Source organism: Streptomyces sp. Inha503, from assembly GCF_047215865.1.
Classification (GTDB): Bacteria; Actinomycetota; Actinomycetes; order Streptomycetales; family Streptomycetaceae; genus Streptomyces; species Streptomyces lycopersici.
Genome location: NZ_CP178360.1, coordinates 9,564,113 through 9,581,058 on the forward strand (window position 1 = coordinate 9,564,113; position 16,946 = coordinate 9,581,058).

General features: G+C 71.7%; 15 protein-coding genes and 1 pseudogene. 8 read left to right on the forward strand and 8 right to left on the reverse strand.

Annotated elements, in window-relative coordinates; genetic code table 11:
- Positions 1-146 precede the first annotated feature (146 nt).
- Both rpe and ACJX2R_RS40640 read left to right on the forward strand, forming a co-directional pair.
- Complete coding sequence (gene rpe, locus ACJX2R_RS40635) at positions 147-821, forward strand: ribulose-phosphate 3-epimerase (RefSeq protein WP_413104145.1); 675 nt, start codon at positions 147-149, stop codon at positions 819-821.
- A 135-nt stretch (positions 822-956) separates the two neighbouring features.
- Positions 957-1,943 carry a sugar-binding transcriptional regulator gene (locus tag ACJX2R_RS40640; protein WP_075200442.1) on the forward strand — a complete coding sequence of 329 codons (987 nt, stop codon included), beginning with the start codon at positions 957-959 and terminating at the stop codon, positions 1,941-1,943.
- 29 nt (positions 1,944-1,972) lie between these two features.
- Here ACJX2R_RS40640 and ACJX2R_RS40645 read toward each other — a convergent pair whose 3' ends face one another.
- Together ACJX2R_RS40645 and ACJX2R_RS40650 are read right to left on the reverse strand one after the other, a co-directional pair.
- The gene (locus ACJX2R_RS40645) at positions 1,973-2,233 is read right to left on the reverse strand and encodes a hypothetical protein (RefSeq protein ID WP_413106069.1); all 261 of its coding nucleotides are present in this window, start codon (positions 2,231-2,233) and stop codon (positions 1,973-1,975) included.
- 137 nt (positions 2,234-2,370) lie between these two features.
- A pseudogene (locus tag ACJX2R_RS40650) lies at positions 2,371-3,177 on the reverse strand (lanthionine synthetase C family protein); the annotation flags it as partial.
- A 495-nt stretch (positions 3,178-3,672) separates the two neighbouring features.
- Between ACJX2R_RS40650 and ACJX2R_RS40655 the strand changes: the two are divergent.
- On the forward strand, positions 3,673-5,136 hold the full coding sequence (locus ACJX2R_RS40655; protein WP_413104146.1) for a GuaB1 family IMP dehydrogenase-related protein: 1,464 nt from the start codon (positions 3,673-3,675) through the stop codon (positions 5,134-5,136).
- 143 nt (positions 5,137-5,279) lie between these two features.
- On the opposite strand, the gene ACJX2R_RS40660 is transcribed toward ACJX2R_RS40655, so the two are convergent.
- Complete coding sequence (locus ACJX2R_RS40660; protein ID WP_413104147.1) at positions 5,280-5,936, reverse strand: DUF2637 domain-containing protein; 657 nt, start codon at positions 5,934-5,936, stop codon at positions 5,280-5,282.
- A gap of 107 nt (positions 5,937-6,043) precedes the next feature.
- Positions 6,044-6,250, reverse strand: coding sequence for a hypothetical protein (locus tag ACJX2R_RS40665; protein ID WP_413104148.1), 207 nt, complete (start codon positions 6,248-6,250; stop codon positions 6,044-6,046).
- A 300-nt stretch (positions 6,251-6,550) separates the two neighbouring features.
- On the opposite strand from ACJX2R_RS40665, the gene ACJX2R_RS40670 reads away from it, so the two are divergent.
- The 4 genes from ACJX2R_RS40670 to ACJX2R_RS40685 all read left to right on the forward strand — a co-directional run bounded on the left by ACJX2R_RS40670 (position 6,551) and on the right by ACJX2R_RS40685 (position 11,431).
- Positions 6,551-8,023, forward strand: coding sequence for an amino acid permease (locus ACJX2R_RS40670; protein WP_413104149.1), 1,473 nt, complete (start codon positions 6,551-6,553; stop codon positions 8,021-8,023).
- A 10-nt stretch (positions 8,024-8,033) separates the two neighbouring features.
- The gene (locus tag ACJX2R_RS40675) at positions 8,034-8,489 is read left to right on the forward strand and encodes an Lrp/AsnC family transcriptional regulator (protein WP_201854519.1); all 456 of its coding nucleotides are present in this window, start codon (positions 8,034-8,036) and stop codon (positions 8,487-8,489) included.
- Between the two features lie 368 nt (positions 8,490-8,857).
- Entirely contained in the window at positions 8,858-9,655 is a 798-nt protein-coding gene (locus ACJX2R_RS40680; protein WP_413104150.1) for a carbon-nitrogen hydrolase family protein, read from the forward strand.
- A 66-nt stretch (positions 9,656-9,721) separates the two neighbouring features.
- Positions 9,722-11,431 (forward strand): flavin monoamine oxidase family protein, encoded by a 1,710-nt coding sequence (locus ACJX2R_RS40685; protein WP_413104151.1) that lies wholly within the window; start codon positions 9,722-9,724, stop codon positions 11,429-11,431.
- A 43-nt stretch (positions 11,432-11,474) separates the two neighbouring features.
- Here ACJX2R_RS40685 and ACJX2R_RS40690 read toward each other — a convergent pair whose 3' ends face one another.
- Both ACJX2R_RS40690 and ACJX2R_RS40695 read right to left on the reverse strand, forming a co-directional pair.
- Positions 11,475-12,188 (reverse strand): DUF5995 family protein, encoded by a 714-nt coding sequence (locus tag ACJX2R_RS40690; RefSeq protein WP_413104152.1) that lies wholly within the window; start codon positions 12,186-12,188, stop codon positions 11,475-11,477.
- Positions 12,189-12,276: 88 nt separating this feature from the next.
- Positions 12,277-13,161: an NAD-dependent epimerase/dehydratase family protein gene (locus ACJX2R_RS40695; RefSeq protein WP_413104153.1), complete on the reverse strand. Its 885-nt coding sequence runs from the start codon at positions 13,159-13,161 to the stop codon at positions 12,277-12,279.
- 128 nt (positions 13,162-13,289) lie between these two features.
- Here ACJX2R_RS40695 and ACJX2R_RS40700 point away from each other — a divergent pair, with 128 nt between their 5' ends.
- Positions 13,290-14,147, forward strand: a complete 858-nt coding sequence (locus ACJX2R_RS40700) for a helix-turn-helix transcriptional regulator (RefSeq protein WP_413104154.1) — start codon at positions 13,290-13,292, stop codon at positions 14,145-14,147.
- A 365-nt stretch (positions 14,148-14,512) separates the two neighbouring features.
- Here ACJX2R_RS40700 and ACJX2R_RS40705 read toward each other — a convergent pair whose 3' ends face one another.
- Complete coding sequence (locus ACJX2R_RS40705; protein ID WP_413104155.1) at positions 14,513-15,895, reverse strand: uracil-xanthine permease family protein; 1,383 nt, start codon at positions 15,893-15,895, stop codon at positions 14,513-14,515.
- Between the two features lie 69 nt (positions 15,896-15,964).
- Positions 15,965-16,828 (reverse strand): isocitrate lyase/PEP mutase family protein, encoded by an 864-nt coding sequence (locus ACJX2R_RS40710; RefSeq protein WP_413104156.1) that lies wholly within the window; start codon positions 16,826-16,828, stop codon positions 15,965-15,967.
- Between the last annotated feature and the right edge of the window lie 118 nt (positions 16,829-16,946).

Consider the following 16,946-nt stretch of genomic DNA (forward strand, 5'->3'; position numbering starts at 1 on the left):
GGTTGCCTGGGTCGCGCCCGATGGCCAAGGGTTTTCCGTCCGACATCTTCATGGTCCTGGCTCCATCGGCGTCCGTCGATCCGAGCGGGACCGATGATCGGATCCCGGCTCCATGGACCGGCGCCGATCGTGGGAGGCTTGGAGCCATGGCCCCGCAGATCAATCCCAGCATCCTGTCCGCAGACTTCTCCCGCCTGGCGGATGAGGCGAAGGCGGTCGAAGGCGCCGACTGGCTCCACGTCGACGTCATGGACAACCACTTCGTCCCCAACCTCACCCTCGGTGTGCCGGTGGTCGAATCGCTGGGCAGGGCCACACGGACCCCGCTGGACTGCCATCTCATGATCGAGGACCCGGACCGCTGGGCGCCGCAGTACATCGAGGCGGGCGCCGGCTCCGTCACCTTCCACGTGGAGGCCGCGGCCGCGCCGGTCCGGCTGGCGCGGGAGATCCGGGCCAAGGGCGCGCGGGCGTCGATGGCGCTCAAGCCCGCCACCCCCATCGAGCCGTACGAGGATCTGCTGCCCGAGCTGGACATGCTGCTGGTGATGACCGTGGAGCCCGGCTTCGGCGGCCAGGCGTTCCTCGACATCATGCTGCCGAAGATCCGCCGCACCCGGCAGCTCATCGCCAAGCACGGCCTTCAGATGTGGTTGCAGGTGGACGGCGGGGTCTCGGCCGAGACCATCGAGCGGTGCGCCGAGGCGGGCGCCGATGTGTTCGTCGCGGGCTCGGCCGTCTACGGCGCCGACGACCCGGCCAAGGCCGTACGGGAGCTGCGCCACCTCGCCGAAAAGGCGACCGGGACCCCCGGTTCATGAGGCGGCGCAGCTACCGGTCGATGAACTCAAGGGTGAAGGCCAAACCAACTCCGCCGTTTCTGACAGGATGAACGGTGAGTCCGGACAGTGAATAGTGAGGAGACCGCGGTGTCGACGGGCCGTTCAGCCACGCGGATGGGACCCGCCGAACTGGTGCAGGCGGCCGCCATGGCGCGCCGCTTCTACCTCGAGGGCAAGTCCAAGATCCAGATCGCCGAGGAGTTCGGCGTCAGCCGCTTCAAGGTCGCGCGGGTGCTGGAGACGGCGCTCGAGCGCGACCTGGTGCGCATCGAAATCCGGGTTCCCGCCGAGCTCGACGCGGAGCGCTCCGACGCGCTGCGCGCCCGCTACGGGCTTCGCCACGCCGTCGTCGTGGAGTCCCCGGCCGACGCCGAGGCGGACACCCCTGACCCGGAGAACCTCGGCGAGGTCGCCGCGGACCTGCTGGGCGAGCTGGTGACCGAGGGGGATGTGCTGGGGCTGGCCTGGGGACGGTCCACGATCCACATGGCGGCCGCGCTGCACCGGCTGCCCCCGTGCACCGTCGTCCAGCTCACGGGCGTGTACGACGCGGGCACGGCCGAGCGCGGCTCGGTCGAGGCGGTGCGCCGCGCCGCCGCCGTCTCCGGCGGTGAGGCGCACCCCATCTACGCGCCGATGCTGCTGCCGGACACCGCCACCGCGGACGCCCTGCGCGGCCAGACCGGTATCGCCCGCGCCTTCGAGTACTTCGACAAGGTCACCGTGGCCTGCGTCTCCATCGGCTCCTGGGAGGCCGGGATCTCCACGGTCTACGACATGCTGACCGAGGAGGAGCGGGCCCACTACGAGAGCCTGGGCGCCGCCGCCGAGATGTCGGCCCACCTCTTCGACGCCGAGGGCCGCCGCATCGGCCGCGACCTGGGCGAGCGCTGCATCACCGTGGAGGCCGACCGGCTGCGCCGGATCCCCGAGGTGGTGGCCATCGCCGGTGGCCGCCGCAAGGCCGAGGCGATCGGGGCGGTGCTGAGGTCCGGCCTGGTCACCAGCCTGGTGACGGACACCGCCGCCGCGGACTATCTGCTCGGGATCACCCCCGCCGCCCACCCGGCCCTCGACCGCGCCGACCCGGACGGGCCATAAGCCCTCCGGGCGGGAAGTGGTCCGCCGGATCACGCCAGAAGCAGGGCCGCGTCCCAGGGCACATCACTGTCGGCGGTTCCGGCGGGCGGGGTGCCGCGGCCGAGCAGGACGAGGGCGACGCCCGCCGCGCTCTCCAGGAACGTCGGTGCGTCCAGCGGCTCCGGCCGGTGCGATGGCACCGGCGCGGCGGGAAAGCCGAAGGCCGTACCGGGGTCGAAGCGGGCGCACAGCCGCTCGGCGATCTCGTCCGCCCGCGCGGACAGCACCGGATCGTCCAACTCGTCGGCCATGCGCCCGGTGATCCGGGCCAGCCCGGCGAGGCCGTGGCACAGTCCGGGGTCGTCCAGCCCCCGCAGTCCCCGGGGCGGGCGAAGACCGCCCTCATCGCCGCCGCCGCGGTGTGCACCCACGCGTCCTCGCCCAGCGCGACTCCGGCGAGGTGGAGGGCGCGGGCGATTCCCGGAGCTCCGTAGCACCAGCTCGCGCGCCCCGGCGCCAGGGCGCCAGGGCCGGCCGGGTGGGGGGCCCGCTCCTGGTCGGCGGAGACCGTACCGGGCCATCCCGGGCCCGCGTCCGGGTCCCCCTGGCGCCAGCTCATCAGCCACCGGGCGATACGGCGGACGGCCGTGTCATGGCCGGGGACGCGCAGTCCGCGCGTCCAGCACAGGGACAGCAGCGCGAGCGGGCCGGCGATGCCGTGGGCGAGGCCCAGGTCGAGCACCCACTCCCGCCGCAGTGGGTCCACCGCGGCGGGCCACGGGGGGCTGAACCAGCCGGGCAGCGGCTCGGCCCCGGCCTTGACGGGCTCGGTGAGGGCCTTGACAGGCTCGGTGAGGGCGACGAGATACCGCAGCACGTCGTGGACCGCTTCGGGGTCGGACGGCTCGGCGAGGAAGTACCGGCCGAGGCCGGTCACACCGGAGACGACGTCGAAGTTCTCCCGGCCCGCCCCGGCGACACCGGATTCCATCCGGCCGTACTCGGCGTCGAGGACCTTTCCGAGGCGATGCCGCAGCGCCGCGTCCACCCGGCCCCGCACGGTGGCGTAGTCCCCGGGCGAGCGGGCGGTGTGCTTGGCGGCGAAGCCGAGCCCGGCCAGGCTCGTGATCAGCCCGGAACCCTTGGCACCGGTGAACCCGGCCTCCGCCGCCAGCAGGGCGTGGACGGTCGTGCGCGAGCCCGGGTCGCCCTTGCTCAGCTCACTGAGCAACGGCGCCGCTCCCGAGGCACCCATGCCGAGCCCGGCAGCGGCTAAGTCCCTGGTGCTGGTGCTGGTGCTGGTGGCGGTGGCGCGGTCGCGGATGCGGGCGGCGATCTCGTCCAGCGCCGCTCGGGCACACCTCACCGGGTGGGCACGCGCGGCTCCCGTTCGCGGATTCGCGTACCGGACGCCCTGGTGAGCGCCCAGACCCTGTGTACGCGATCCACCTGCGGTTTCGGCAGCTCGGGCGGCTCGTTCTGGCCCTTTCCCCAGCAACCGGCGGATCGTGGCACGAAAGAGCCCGGAATGCCGTCAAGGAGTTGGTGATCACGGCCCGGCGGCGGCCGGGGCCATCGGTCACTCGCCCTCGGGCGGGCGCTCGGGTAACGTTTCGACGTAAGGCAGGTTGCCTGTCGGCACCGGAGCAGCCCCCGCGATGCCTCTTTGGAGGACTATCTGAATGCGGGGGTCTTTTGTTGTGCCGCTGTGGGAGTGACCTGCGTCGTTTCGCGTGAAAATGTGAGACTCATGCGTTTCCTCGAGCCCGGTACCGGGCGCCACGTGGAATCTTCCCCGGTTCCCTACGATCTGACGTACGACGATGTGTTCATGGTGCCGAGCCGTTCCGCGGTCGGCTCCCGCCAGGGGGTGGACCTGTCGGCCCCCGACGGCACCGGCACCACCATTCCGCTCGTCGTCGCCAACATGACCGCGATCGCCGGCCGCCGCATGGCCGAGACGGTCGCCCGGCGCGGTGGCCTCGTCGTCATCCCGCAGGACATCCCGATCGACGTCGTCACCGACGTGGTCCGGTGGGTCAAGAGCCGCCATCTGGTGCTGGACACCCCGATCGTCCTGGCCCCGACCGGCACCGTCGCCGACGCGCTGTCGCTGCTGCCCAAGCGGGCACACGGCGCGGGCGTGGTGGTCGAGGACGGGCGGCCGGTGGGCGTGGTGACCGAGTCCGACCTGACCGGGGTGGACCGCTTCACCCAGCTGTCCGAGGTGATGTCGCGGGAGCTGATGGTGCTCGACGCCGATATCGACCCCCAGGAGGCGTTCAGCCGCCTCGACGCCGCCCACCGCAAGCTGGCCCCCGCCGTGGACGCGGACGGGAAGCTGGCCGGCATCCTGAGCCGCAAGGGAGCGCTGCGCGCGACGGTCTACACGCCCGCGGTGGATGCGGCGGGCCGGCTGCGGATCGCGGCCGCCGTCGGGGTCAACGGCGATGTGGAGGGCCGTACGAAGGCGCTACTCGACGCCGGGGTGGACACCCTCGTCGTGGACACCGCCCACGGCCACCAGGAGTCGATGATCAGCGCGCTCAAGGCGGTCCGCGGGCTGGGCCCGCGGGTGCCGGTGGTGGCGGGCAACGTGGTCGCCGCCGAGGGGGTGCGCGATCTGATCGAGGCCGGTGCCGACATCGTCAAGGTCGGTGTCGGGCCGGGTGCCATGTGCACCACCCGCATGATGACCGGCGTGGGCCGGCCGCAGTTCTCCGCGGTGATGGAATGCGCCGCCGAGGCGCGGAAGTTCGGCAAGCACATCTGGGCGGACGGCGGAATCCGGCACCCCCGCGACGTCGCCATGGCGCTGGCCGCCGGGGCGTCCAACGTGATGATTGGCTCCTGGTTCGCGGGCACGTACGAGTCGCCCGGCGACCTCCAGCACACCGCCGACGGCCGCCCGTACAAGGAGAGCTTCGGCATGGCGTCGGCGCGCGCGGTGCGCAATCGCACCAGCGAGGAGTCGGCGTACGAGCGGGCCCGCAAGGGGCTGTTCGAGGAGGGCATCTCCACCTCGCGGATGTTCCTGGACCCGGCCCGGCCGGGCGTCGAGGACCTGATCGACTCGATCGTCGCGGGCGTGCGCAGCTCCTGCACCTACGCGGGCGCGGGGTCGCTGGAGGAGTTCCACGAGCGGGCCGTCGTCGGCGTCCAGAGCGCCGCGGGCTACGCCGAGGGCAAGCCCCTCCACGCCTCCTGGGACTGAGACGGCGTCTCCTGGGACCGGGACACCGTCTCCTGGGACCGGGACGCCCTCTCCTGGGACCGGGACAGCACCACAGCCCCACTCGGCTCGGGTGAGTGGGGCTGTGGTGGTGTGGCGGTGTGGTGTTTTGGTGCGACGGTGCCTCATCTCGCCATTCCACGCTGCTCACCCCGGGTGCGGGGCAGCGCGTGGCGCGGCGGGCTGGTGAGGGTGATCTGCCGCACCAGCTGGTGGAACGAGACCAGCGCGGCGACCGGGGGAAGACCGGCCACGGCGATGCTGGGCGCGTTCCTCGGGGCGTGTGCCACGCACAGGAACACCGCGATGGTGGAGAAGAGCACCACCACGGCCCATGAGTGCGCCGCGCCCCGCCGGTGCAGGGCGGCCCGCAGCACCGACAGCGAGGCGACCAGCCAGGGTCCGTAGACCAGCAGGGGCCACCATGCCGCCATGGACTCCGAGGTGCTCGGGGAGGCCAGATAGCGCAGCGGGGGGTAGGAAATCATTCCGCCGAGCACGCTCAGCATGGCGACGATGATCGTGGTGACCGCCGCGAAGATCAGGCTGATCACATGCAGCCACGGCATCGTCGGCAGCCGGAAGCGGACCCGGCGGCGCTTGCCGCGCCCCCGCACATGCGCGGGGGAGGGGGCTCGCAGAGGGGTGACCGGTGGTCCGATGGGGCCGGTGGTGTGCACCGCCTCCTCGGCGGAGGACGTCTGGAGCAGCCGGGCCAGGTCCCCCTCCAGGTCCCAGCGGCCCTCGATGGTCTCAGGGTCGGGCAGGGGGAAAGGATTCATCTCATAATCGGCTGCCGCCTCGAACCGGTCCCCGGGAGGGGGCGCGGGGGCGGGCCGGTGGCCGGTGGGAGGGGGCCCGTAGCCGCCCGGCCTCGGCTCGGTGTACGTCATGCCTTGACGCCCGGTTCCGTGGTATCGGAGCGCTGGAGGAAGTCCGCCTCGATCCGGCCCAGCGTCCGGATGAAGTCCTCCCACACTCTCGCGCAGTGTTCGAGCGGGTAGCGCTCGCTGTCACCCCCCTGGTCACGGGGCCGGAACACCGGTTCGGCACCGAGGCGGGAGTGATCGGGTGGTTGCAGACTGTCAGTGGTCACGTCCCCACCAACGACCGCTAAAATGGTGCAGTATCGCGGCATTCGGGTGAAACGCGCGCTGACAAGCTCAGTGTTTCGCAACGATTCACCGGCGAGCGCCCCCGCGCGCAACGTTGCGACGCGTATGCGCAACCATGGTCCATTACGGCCGTCGGCGGACGGCTCATAGGGTCTTGCGCTGACGTGGAGTGGCGAGGACCGGCTGCTCGGCGATTCCCACCTGCGGGTTTCCCTCCCGGGTACCCGTATGTCCGCAGTCGGTCGCCACCACCTGATGGCAGCGATTAAGGAGCCACCCAAGTGTTGGAGCACGGCGCAGCACCGCCCGCCACCCAGCAACCGGAACCAGACCCTCCGGTCGGCGGGCTGGGCGCCCGGCTGATGCGGCGCAAGCCCGTGGAGCGGCTGGTCGCCGAGGGCGGCCAGGGCGAGGGCGGAAGCCTCCGGCGCTCGATGGGCGTATGGCAGCTCACCATGATCAGCATCGGCGCCACCCTGGGCACCGGCATCTTCGTGGTGCTCGGCGAGGCGGTGCCGGACGCGGGCCCCGCGGTCGTCGTGTCGTTCGTCATAGCCGGGCTCACCGCGCTGTTCTCCGCGCTGTCGTACGCCGAGCTGGCGGGCACCATCCCGGTCTCCGGCTCCTCCTACTCATACGCCTACGCCACCATGGGCGAGCTGATCGCCTGGGTCTGCGGCTGGTGTCTGATCCTGGAGTACGGCGTCTCGGTGGCGGCCGTGGCCGTCGGCTGGGGCGAGTACCTCAACGAACTGCTCGACGGCACCCTCGGCATCACCATCCCCGACGCGCTGGCCGCCCCGCCCGGGGACGGCGGGATCTTCAATCTGCCCGCGCTGCTCGTGGTGCTGCTGGCCATGGCGTTCCTGATGGGCGGCGCCAAGGAGAGCGCACGCGCCAACGCCATCATGGTCGGGGTGAAGATCGCGGCGCTGATCCTCTTCTGCGCCGTCGCCTTCACCGGCATCCGGGCCGGCAACTACACCCCGTTCATGCCGCTGGGCATGGCGGGCGTCAGCGCCGCCGGCGCCACCCTCTTCTTCTCCTACATCGGCTTCGACGCCGCCTCCACGGCCGGTGAGGAGGCCAAGAACCCGCAGCGCGACCTGCCCCGCGCGATCATGCTCTCGCTGATCATCGTCACCGCGCTGTACTGCCTGGTGGCCGCCGTGGCGGTGGGCGCCCTGCCCTGGAAGAAGTTCTCCGGCTCCGAGGCCGCGCTCGCCTCGATCATGAAGGATGTCACCGGACAGGACTTCTGGGCCGTGCTGCTGGCGGCCGGCGCGGTGATCGCGATCGCCTCCGTGGTGCTCACCGTGCTCTACGGGCAGACCCGCATCCTCTTCGCGATGTCCCGGGACGGGCTGGTGCCCAAGGTCTTCTCCACGGTCCACGCCCGGACCGGGGTGCCCCGCGCCAACACCGTCATCGTCTCGCTCTTCTGCGGTGTCCTCGCCGCCGCGATCCCGCTCGGCCAGCTCGCCGACGCCACCAGCATCGGCACGCTCTTCGCCTTCGCGCTGGTCAACATCGCCGTGATCGTGCTGCGCCGCACCCGGCCGGACATGCCCCGGACCTTCCGGGTGCCGCTGTCCCCGCTCTTCCCGGTGATCGGCTTCGCGCTGTGCCTGTGGATGATGGGCAGCCTCCAGTTCGTGACCTGGGTGGTCTTCGGCGTGTGGATGGCCGTCGGCCTTGTGCTGTACTTCGGATACGGCATGCGCCGATCCCGACTGGCCACAGCAGAGAAGTGATTGCCCCCCAGTGCGACTGAACGATCTCGACGAACGCATCGTCCACGCCCTCGCCGAGGACGCCCGCCGCTCCTACGCCGACATCGGCGAAATCGTCGGGCTGTCCGCGCCCGCCGTCAAACGGCGGGTGGACCGGCTGCGCGCGGAGGGAGCCATCACCGGCTTCACGGTGCGGGTCGACCCGGTGGCGCTGGGCTGGGAGACCGAGGGCTTCATCGAGCTCTACTGCCGCCACAACACCTCGCCGGACGACATCCGCCGGGGCCTGTCGCGCTACCCCGAGGTGGTGTCCGCGTCCACCGTCACCGGTGACGCGGACGCCGTCGTCCAGGTCTTCGCCGCGGATATGCGCCACTTTGAGCGGGTGCTGGAGCGGATTGCGGGGGAGCCGTTCGTGGAGCGTACGAAGTCCGTGCTGGTGCTGTCGCCGCTGCTGCGGAGGTTTAGTTCGGGCGCCCCTACGTAAGCGCTCCGCTGGGGTGCGCGGTTCGGGGCGTCTGCCATGTCCCGTTGTCGGTCGGCTGCCGCGCCGTTGTGGCTGGTCGCGCTCACGCGGCGGAGCCGCATATCGACACAGCCCCGCGCCCCTTCGGGGCGCCCCCCGGTCTGCCGTTGGTCGGCTGCCGCGCCGTTGTGGCTGGTCGCGCTCACGCGGCGGAGCCGCATATCGACACAGCCCCGCGCCCCTTCGGGAGCGCCCTGTGCAATGAATCGTCGTGTACCGATCCCCATACGTCATGAATCGACGCCGGACGCAATGAAGTCGTCTTGTTGGGCGATCCGGAGGCAACGTACTGTTTTTTACGCCCGTATTCCTTCCCCCAAGGTCTGCCCATGCCGCCGCTGCGCACCGCTCTGCTCCAGAACTCCGGTCACCCCGGCGACCCCGCCGGTAACCTCAAGGTCCTCGACGAGGCCGCCGCCCGCGCGGCCGCCGACGGCGCCGGGCTGCTGGTCACCGCGGAGATGTTCCTCACGGGCTACGCCATCGGCGGCGGCGTACGGGAGCTGGCCGAGCCCGCCGACGGGCCGAGCGGCCGGGCCGTGGCCGAGATCGCCTCGACGCACGGGTTGGCCATCCTCTACGGCTACCCCGAGAGCCACGCGGGCGCGGTCCACAACTCCGCGCGGCTGGTGGGCGCGGACGGCGCCGAGCTGGCCAACTACCGCAAGACCCATCTCTACGGCTGCTTCGAGCGGGAGTCGTTCACCCCGGGGGAGACCCCCGTCGTCCAGGCCACCATCGGCGAGCTGACCGTCGGCATCCTGGTCTGCTACGACGTGGAGTTCCCGGAGAACGTACGGGCCCACGCCCTGGCCGGGACCGATCTGCTGGTGGTGCCCACCGCGCAGATGCACCCCTACGAGTTCGTCGCCGAATCCCTGATTCCGGTGCGGGCCTTCGAGAGCCAGATGTATATCGCGTACGTCAACCGCAGCGGCCCGGAGGGCGAGTTCGACTTCGTCGGGCTGAGCTGTCTGGCCGGGCCCGATGGGGCCACCTGTCTGCGCGCCGGCCGCGGTGAGGAGCTCCTCCTCGGTGACGTCGACCCCAAACTGCTGACGACCTCGCGCCGGATCAACCCGTATCTGCGCGACCGCCGCCCCGGTCTCTACACCTCCCTCAGCTGATCCGTCCGGCCCCTGCCGCACCCGAACCACCCTTTTGAGCACCAAGCAGCAAGGAGTCCGTACCCCATGACGTCCACGGTGCCCACCGCCGTCCATGACGAGCAGGAGACGCGGGCCCTCGAGGCCCTTCCGCCCATCACCATGTTCGGCCCGGACTTCCCCTACGCCTACGACGACTACCTCGCCCACCCCGCGGGCCTGGGCCAGATACCGGCGACCGAGCACGGCGCCGAGGTCGCGGTCGTCGGCGGCGGTCTCTCCGGTGTCGTCGCCGCGTACGAGCTGATGAAGATGGGTCTGCGGCCCGTGGTCTACGAGGCCGACCGGATCGGCGGACGGCTGCGCACCGTCGGCTTCGACGGCTGTGACGACGCGCTGACCGCCGAGATGGGCGCGATGCGCTTCCCGCCGTCCTCCACCGCCCTCCAGCACTACATCGACCTGGTGGACCTGAAGACCCAGCCGTTCCCCAATCCGCTGGCCCCCGAGACCCCTTCGACCGTCGTCGACCTCAAGGGCGAGTCCCACTACGCCCGCACCATCGACGACCTGCCGCCGGTCTACCGCGAGGTGGCCGACGCCTGGAACGCCTGCCTGGAGGAGGGCGCGGACTTCTCCGACATGAACCGCGCCATCCGCGAGCGGGACGTGCCCCGGATCCGGGAGATCTGGGCGCGGCTGGTCGAGAAGCTGGACAACCAGACCTTCTACGGCTTCCTCTGCGACTCCCCGGCCTTCACCTCCTTCCGCCACCGCGAGATCTTCGGCCAGGTCGGCTTCGGCACCGGCGGCTGGGACACCGACTTCCCCAACTCCATCCTGGAGATCCTGCGCGTCGTCTACACCGAGGCCGACGACCACCACCGCGGCATCGTCGGCGGCAGCCAGCAGCTTCCGCTGCGGCTGTGGGAGCGCGAGCCCGAGAAGATCGTCCACTGGCCCCAGGGCACCTCGCTGGCCTCGCTGCACGAGGGCGCGCCCCGCCCGGCCGTGACCCGGCTGCACCGGGCCGCGGGCGGCCGCGTCGTGGTGACGGACGCGAGCGGTGACATCCGCTCGTACCGCGCGGTGGTCTTCACCGCGCAGTCCTGGATGCTGCTCTCCCAGATCGACTGCGATGACTCGCTCTTCCCGATAGACCACTGGACGGCGATCGAGCGCACCCACTACATGGAGTCCAGCAAGCTCTTCGTCCCGGTGGACCGGCCGTTCTGGCTGGACAAGGACGAGGTCACCGGGCGGGACACGATGAGCATGACGCTCACCGACCGGATGACCCGCGGCACCTATCTGCTGGACGACGGCCCGGACCGGCCCGCCGTCATCTGCCTCTCCTACACCTGGTGCGACGACAGCCTCAAGTGGCTGCCGCTGTCCGCGAACGAGCGGATGGAGGTCATGCTCAAGTCGCTCTCGGAGATCTATCCACACGTCGACATCCGCAAGCACATCATCGGCAGCCCGGTCACCGTGTCCTGGGAGAACGAGCCGTACTTCATGGGCGCGTTCAAGGCCAATCTGCCCGGCCACTACCGCTACCAGCGCCGGCTGTTCACCCACTTCATGCAGGACCGGCTGCCCGCCGACAAGCGCGGGGTCTTCCTCGCGGGCGACGACATCTCCTGGACGGCGGGCTGGGCCGAGGGCGCCGTCCAGACCGCGCTCAACGCCGTGTGGGGCGTCATGCACCAGTTCGGCGGCTCCACCGACCCGAAGAACCCCGGGCCGGGCGATCTGTACGACGAGATCGTGCCCGTCGAACTCCCCGAGGACTGATGAGGACTGAGGACTGAGAGGACCGGGCCGGCCCGGGGCCGTTTCAGCGCCCGGACGGCAGAGGGGTGAGCAGAAAGCGCCCGACCAGACCCACGGTGGCGTCGACGCGCTCCGCGAACTCCTCGGCCAGCTCCGGCACCGCCCGCAGCCCCCACAGCGCGCGGAACGCCGCCCATGCGGCGTCCCGCGCCTTCTCCAGGCTCCAGGAGCCCATGAGATGGGTGAGCGGATCGGCCACGTCCAGCAGGTCGGGGCCGGGCATCAGCTCCTCCCGGATCCGCTCCTCCATCCCCGTGAGCAGCGCGCCGATCCGGTCGAAGTCGCCTTCCAGGGCGTCCGGTTCGATGTCCCGGGCCCGGCAGGTGTCCAGCAGCGCGAGCGCCAGGTCATGGCCGATATGGGCGTTGATCCCGGCGAGCGCGAACTGCACCGGGCGGACCCCCGGGTGGCACCGCAGCTGGAACAGCGGCCGCCAGCAGGCGGGCGGCCGCCCGCCGGTGGTCGCCGCGTCGACCGCCGCCAGATAGCGTTCGGCGAACCGGACGTCCAGCTCCTCGGTGGCGGACGGGTCGTGGAAGTACCCGTCCGCGAGCCGTCGGCCGACCTCCTCGGTGACCGACAGATACACCCCGTTGAAGACCGCCACCCCGTCCCCGGGCGGCAGCGCCGCGCCGAGCGCGCTCATGCGCGCCACGACGCTTCGCACGGTGCGCGGTGCGAGCCGCGCGGGCGTGGGTGTGGGCGTGGGCATCGTCATGGACGCCAGGGTGGCAGGCCGGACGGGCGCGGTCCCGCCGTACGCCGCCGCTTCCCCTGGACGGCCTAGCGCCCCGTCAACCGCCGTATCACAGCACGCCCGCGTCGCGCGCCGTCCACATCGACGGATACAGCGGCCGCCAGCCCAGCTCGTCCCGCAGCCGGAGGTTGGAGGTGATCCCGAACCAGGGGTCCGCGTCGGTCCGCTCGGTCATGCCCTCGGGCAGCGGCACCCCGCTGATCTGGTAGAGCTCGACCGTGGTCGCCGGGGCGTCGTCCACGATGTTGTACTTGCGGCCCGACACCGAGCCGCCGGCCGCGCCGCCCGGCGCGCGCAGCAGCCGCAGCAGCGCCTGCGTCACGTCCGCGTGGTGGACCATGGCGAGCCGCTGGTTCCCGGCCCATGCCGCCGCGTGCGGCAGGATGTTCGCCAGATGCGGATCGCCGTCCCCGTAGACGAAGGCCAGGCTGCCGATCCGCAGATCGAGGCCGTGCTCGCGGTGCAGCGCCAGCAGCTCCCGCTCCGCCTCGGCCTTGGAGGCGGGGTACGCGCCCCACAGCAGCCCGCCGGGCCTGCTCTCGTCGTCCTCCGTGAACGGCCGCCCGCGCGAGGCGCCGTACACCAGATTGGTGCTGACCTGGAGGAACCGGCTCGTCCCCGCCTCGACCGCGGCCCGTCCGAGCGCGACCGCCGCGTCCCGGTTGACCGCCCATGCCTCCTCGTCCGGCACCCCGCGGAAGGCCGCCGCGATGTTGACCACCGCATGCGCCCCCTCCATGGCCCTCCGCAGATCCTTCTCCTCGCGCAGATCGCCGACCATGAGCCGCGCGCCCTGGGCCGCGAAGGGGGCGCCGCGCTCCTCGTCGCGCACCAGCACCCGTACCTCGGTGCCGGCCGCGCGCCGCTCCAGCAGCCGCTTGGTGAACCGCCGTCCCACCTGGCCGGTCGCACCCGTCACCAGAATCAAGGGCATGAGCATCCGCCTTTCGTCTCGTCGCTCGGCCTCAGCCTGCGGCGGGCGGGGCGGGGCCGGGAGAGACCTCCTCATCCAGGGATCCGCAGACCCTGGATACCGGACGCGGGTACCGCGACGATGGGAGCGTGCATCGAACGGAACTCGCCGACTTCCTGCGCCGCTGCCGCGCCCGCCTCGGCCCCGCCGAGGTGGGGCTGACGCCCGGCCCCCGACGCCGTACGCCAGGGCTGCGCCGGGAGGAGGTGGCCCAGCTCGCGGGCATGTCCCCGGACTACTACACCCGGCTGGAGCAGGCCCGCGGCCCGCGCCCGTCCCGCCAGACGCTGACCGCGCTGGCCCGGGCGCTGCGGCTCACCGACGACGAGCGCGATTACCTCTTCCACCTGGTGGGGGAGGAGCCGTCGCGCGACCGCGGCACCTCGGAGCATGTGCGGCCCGGTCTGCTCAGAGTGCTGGACCGGCTGTACGACACCCCGGCCCAGGTGATCACCGACTGGGGCGAGGTGCTGGCGCAGAACGCGATGGCGGCGGCGCTGGTCGGCGACATCATGGGGCGGCCGCCCGGCGACCGCAATATCGTCCGGTCCTTCTTCACTCGTCGCGACGACGTCTCCGACACCCCCGGGATCTTCCCGAGCGAGGAGATGGAGAAGCACGCCCGGCTGCACGTGGCCACTCTCCGGGCCGTGCTCGCCGCCCGCCCCGACGACCCCGGCCCGGCGGCGCTCGTGGCCGAACTGCTGTCGGTGAGCGCGGAGTTCGCGGCGCTGTGGGAGGCCCATGAGGTGGCCGTATGGCACTCCAGGGTCAAGCGGTTCACCCACCCGGTGGTGGGCACGATGGAGCTGGACTGCGAGGTCCTGCTGAGCTCGGAACACGCCCAGCGGCTGATCGTCCACACCGCCCGCCCCGGCAGCGAGTCCGCCGAGCGGCTGGAACTGCTACGGGTGGTGGGCCTCCAGGACCTCGCCCCACGAGGATGAGGCCCTGAGGGTTTTCGCGCGCGCTCCAGGGCCAACGGGCTGCCCGGCGGCGGATCTGTCCCCTCCCCGCCCCTTCCCGCAACCCGGATACGACTCCCAGCGTGTGCGGCAGGGGCTTCTCGCCCCTGCACCCCAGGCGTGGCCCCGTCCGGGGGTCTGGGACGTGGCCCCGTCCGGGGTCTGGCGCGGACCCCCGTCCGGGGCGCGGGGCGGAGCCCCGCCTGGGGTCTGGGGCATGGCCCCGTCCGAGGTCTGGGGCGGAGCCCCGCCTGGGGTCTGGGGCGGAGCCCCAGTTGTGGGAAGGGGCGGGGAGGGGAGCAGCCCGCCGCAGGCGTCACGCCCCCCGGACACCCCACCCCCTGCGCCTACGCCGACCGCTCCTCGTCGTATCCGCTGGTGCCCGCGTCCAGCAGCGGCTCCTGCTGCTTCAGATGTGCCGGAGCCAGGGCACGCAGCACGTGGTAGCCGAGCAGCACCACGATCGTGCCCAGCGCGACCCCGCCCAGCTCGAAGTTGTTGCCGATCTTCAGGCTGACGCCCCCGACGCCTATGATGACGCCCGCCGCGACCGGCACCAGATTGAGCGGATTGCGCAGGTCCACCTTGTTGTGCACCCAGATCTGCGCACCCAGCAGCCCGATCATGCCGTAGAGGATGACGGTGATCCCACCCAGCACCCCGCCCGGCACCGCCGCCACCACCGCGCCGAACTTCGGGCACAGCCCGAAGAGCAGCGCGAAGCCCGCGGCGGCCCAGTACGCGGCGGTGGAGTACACCCGGGTGGCGGCCATGACCCCGATGTTCTCGGAGTACGTCGTATTGGCCGGGCCGCCGACCGAGGTGGAGAGCATGGTCGCCGCGCCGTCCGCGGCGATCGCCGTGCCCAGCTGGTCGTCGAGCGGATCGCCGATCATCTCGCCGACCGCCTTCACATGCCCGGCGTTCTCGGCGATCAGCGCGATCACCACCGGCAGCGCCACCAGCACCGCCGACCAGTGGAAGGTGGGCCCGTGCAGGGACGGCAGACCGATCCAGTCCGCCTTGGCCACACCGGAGAGATCCAGCCGCCAGTGGTCGGTCACCCGTCCGCTGCCGTCGATGGAGTGGATCTTGCCGAAGACGCGGTCGAAGACCCAGGAGACCGCATAGCCGAAGACCAGCCCCAGGAAGATCGCGATACGCGACCAGAAGCCCCGCAGACAGACCACCGCCGCCCCGGTGAGCAACATCGTCAGCAGCGCGGTCCACTGGTCGGCGGGCCAGTACGTACCTGCGGTCACCGGCGCCAGGTTGAACCCGATCAGCATGACCACCGCGCCGGTCACCACCGGCGGCATCGCCGCGTGGATGATCCGGGCGCCGAACGTCCGTACCGCCAGACCGCTCAGCAGCAGCACACCGCCGACCACCAGGATCGCCCCGGTGACGGCGGCGCTGCCGCCGCCCTGCGCCCTGATCGCGGCGGCCACGCCGACGAAGGACAGGCTGCACCCCAGATAGCTGGGGATCCGGCCGCGGGTCGCGAGCAGGAAGAGCACGGTCGCGACCCCGGACATCATGATCGCGAGGTTGGGGTCGAGCCCCATCAGCACCGGGGCGACGAAGCTGGCCCCGAACATGGCCACGACGTGCTGCGCGCCGAGCCCCACCGTCCTCGGCCACGACAGCCGCTCATCCGGCCTGACGACGGCACCGGGGGCGGGGGTGCGCCCATCGCCGTGCAGGGTCCAGCCCACGCCGAGGCCCATGACTGCTCCACTTCATCGCTGCGGGGGATTCGCAGCAATGTTAGTTGGCCGAAAATATGTGTCTTGCAGCTATGTGGGATCGGCCGTGGTGAAGTCGTCGGCCAGTGACCGCGCCTCGGCGTAGCCGGGCAGGTCGGCGGCCTGCTCGACAGGGGCTTGGGCGTCCGGGTGGGCGATCGACCACGCCAGCTCGACGGCATGGTCCAGGGCGGCCCGGAAGAGCAGCGAACCGCAGCTGATCCGTCGCACCCCGAGTTCCGCCAGCCGCTCGTAGGTGTGGCGGCCGGGTGTGAAGAGGATGTTCAGCGGGGTCTCGCCGAGGTCGTCGGCCAGCGCGCCGATGTTCTGCTCGTCGATGAGCGCGGGTACGAAGATCCCGTCCGCGCCCGCCCGCACATACGCCTCGATGCGCTCGGCGGTGGTGGCCAGCGAGGGCGGGGTGCCACCACCGATCGCGGCGAGCCAGTGGGTGTCGGTCCGGGCGTTCACGAACAGCCGGGGCACCCGCTCCTTGACGGCCTCGATCATCGCGCACTGCCGGGCCAGCGGCGCGAGGGTGCCGTCGGGGCGTCCGTCCTCGATGTTCACGCCGACCACCCCGGCCCGGTCCAGCTCGGCCGCGACCGCCGCGACCTCCTCGGGCCGTTCGCCGAACCCGCCCTCGATGTCGACGGTCACCAGCGCCGGGAGCCGGGCGATGCCTCGGGCGAGGGCGAGGGTGCCGTCGCGGGCGGCGCCAGTCGCGTCCGGCAGCCCGGCCGCCGCGGCCACGCCGAGGCTGGTGGTGCCGATGGCGGGGAAGCCGCGCCGGACCAGGGCGGCGGCCGAGGCGTGGTCCCACGCGTTGGGCAGCAGCAGGGGCCGGTCGCCGTGGTGGAGCCGGCGGAAGGCGGTGTGGCGGTCGGGGGCCGGGCCGTCGCTCGTATCGCTCATATCACCGACCGTACGGCCGGATCCTTACGGCGCTCACCGAACAATGGCGGTTCCGGAGCCGGACGGTGACCGTGCAGGAACCGACCGACGGCCGTGTCGGAACCGACCGACGGCCGTG

What these genes read in the sequence shown, in the direction of transcription:
- rpe (WP_413104145.1), top strand. Translation starts at nt 147, where the DNA reads ATGGCCCCGCAGATCAATCCCAGCATCCTGTCCGCAGACTTCTCCCGC.
- ACJX2R_RS40640 (WP_075200442.1), top strand. Translation starts at nt 957, where the DNA reads ATGGGACCCGCCGAACTGGTGCAGGCGGCCGCCATGGCGCGCCGCTTC.
- ACJX2R_RS40645 (WP_413106069.1), bottom strand. Translation starts at nt 2,233, where the DNA reads ATGGCCGACGAGTTGGACGATCCGGTGCTGTCCGCGCGGGCGGACGAG.
- ACJX2R_RS40655 (WP_413104146.1), top strand. Translation starts at nt 3,673, where the DNA reads ATGCGTTTCCTCGAGCCCGGTACCGGGCGCCACGTGGAATCTTCCCCG.
- ACJX2R_RS40660 (WP_413104147.1), bottom strand. Translation starts at nt 5,936, where the DNA reads ATGAATCCTTTCCCCCTGCCCGACCCTGAGACCATCGAGGGCCGCTGG.
- ACJX2R_RS40680 (WP_413104150.1), top strand. Translation starts at nt 8,858, where the DNA reads ATGCCGCCGCTGCGCACCGCTCTGCTCCAGAACTCCGGTCACCCCGGC.
- ACJX2R_RS40685 (WP_413104151.1), top strand. Translation starts at nt 9,722, where the DNA reads ATGACGTCCACGGTGCCCACCGCCGTCCATGACGAGCAGGAGACGCGG.
- ACJX2R_RS40690 (WP_413104152.1), bottom strand. Translation starts at nt 12,188, where the DNA reads ATGACGATGCCCACGCCCACACCCACGCCCGCGCGGCTCGCACCGCGC.
- ACJX2R_RS40695 (WP_413104153.1), bottom strand. Translation starts at nt 13,161, where the DNA reads ATGCCCTTGATTCTGGTGACGGGTGCGACCGGCCAGGTGGGACGGCGG.
- ACJX2R_RS40705 (WP_413104155.1), bottom strand. Translation starts at nt 15,895, where the DNA reads ATGGGCCTCGGCGTGGGCTGGACCCTGCACGGCGATGGGCGCACCCCC.
- ACJX2R_RS40710 (WP_413104156.1), bottom strand. Translation starts at nt 16,828, where the DNA reads ATGAGCGATACGAGCGACGGCCCGGCCCCCGACCGCCACACCGCCTTC.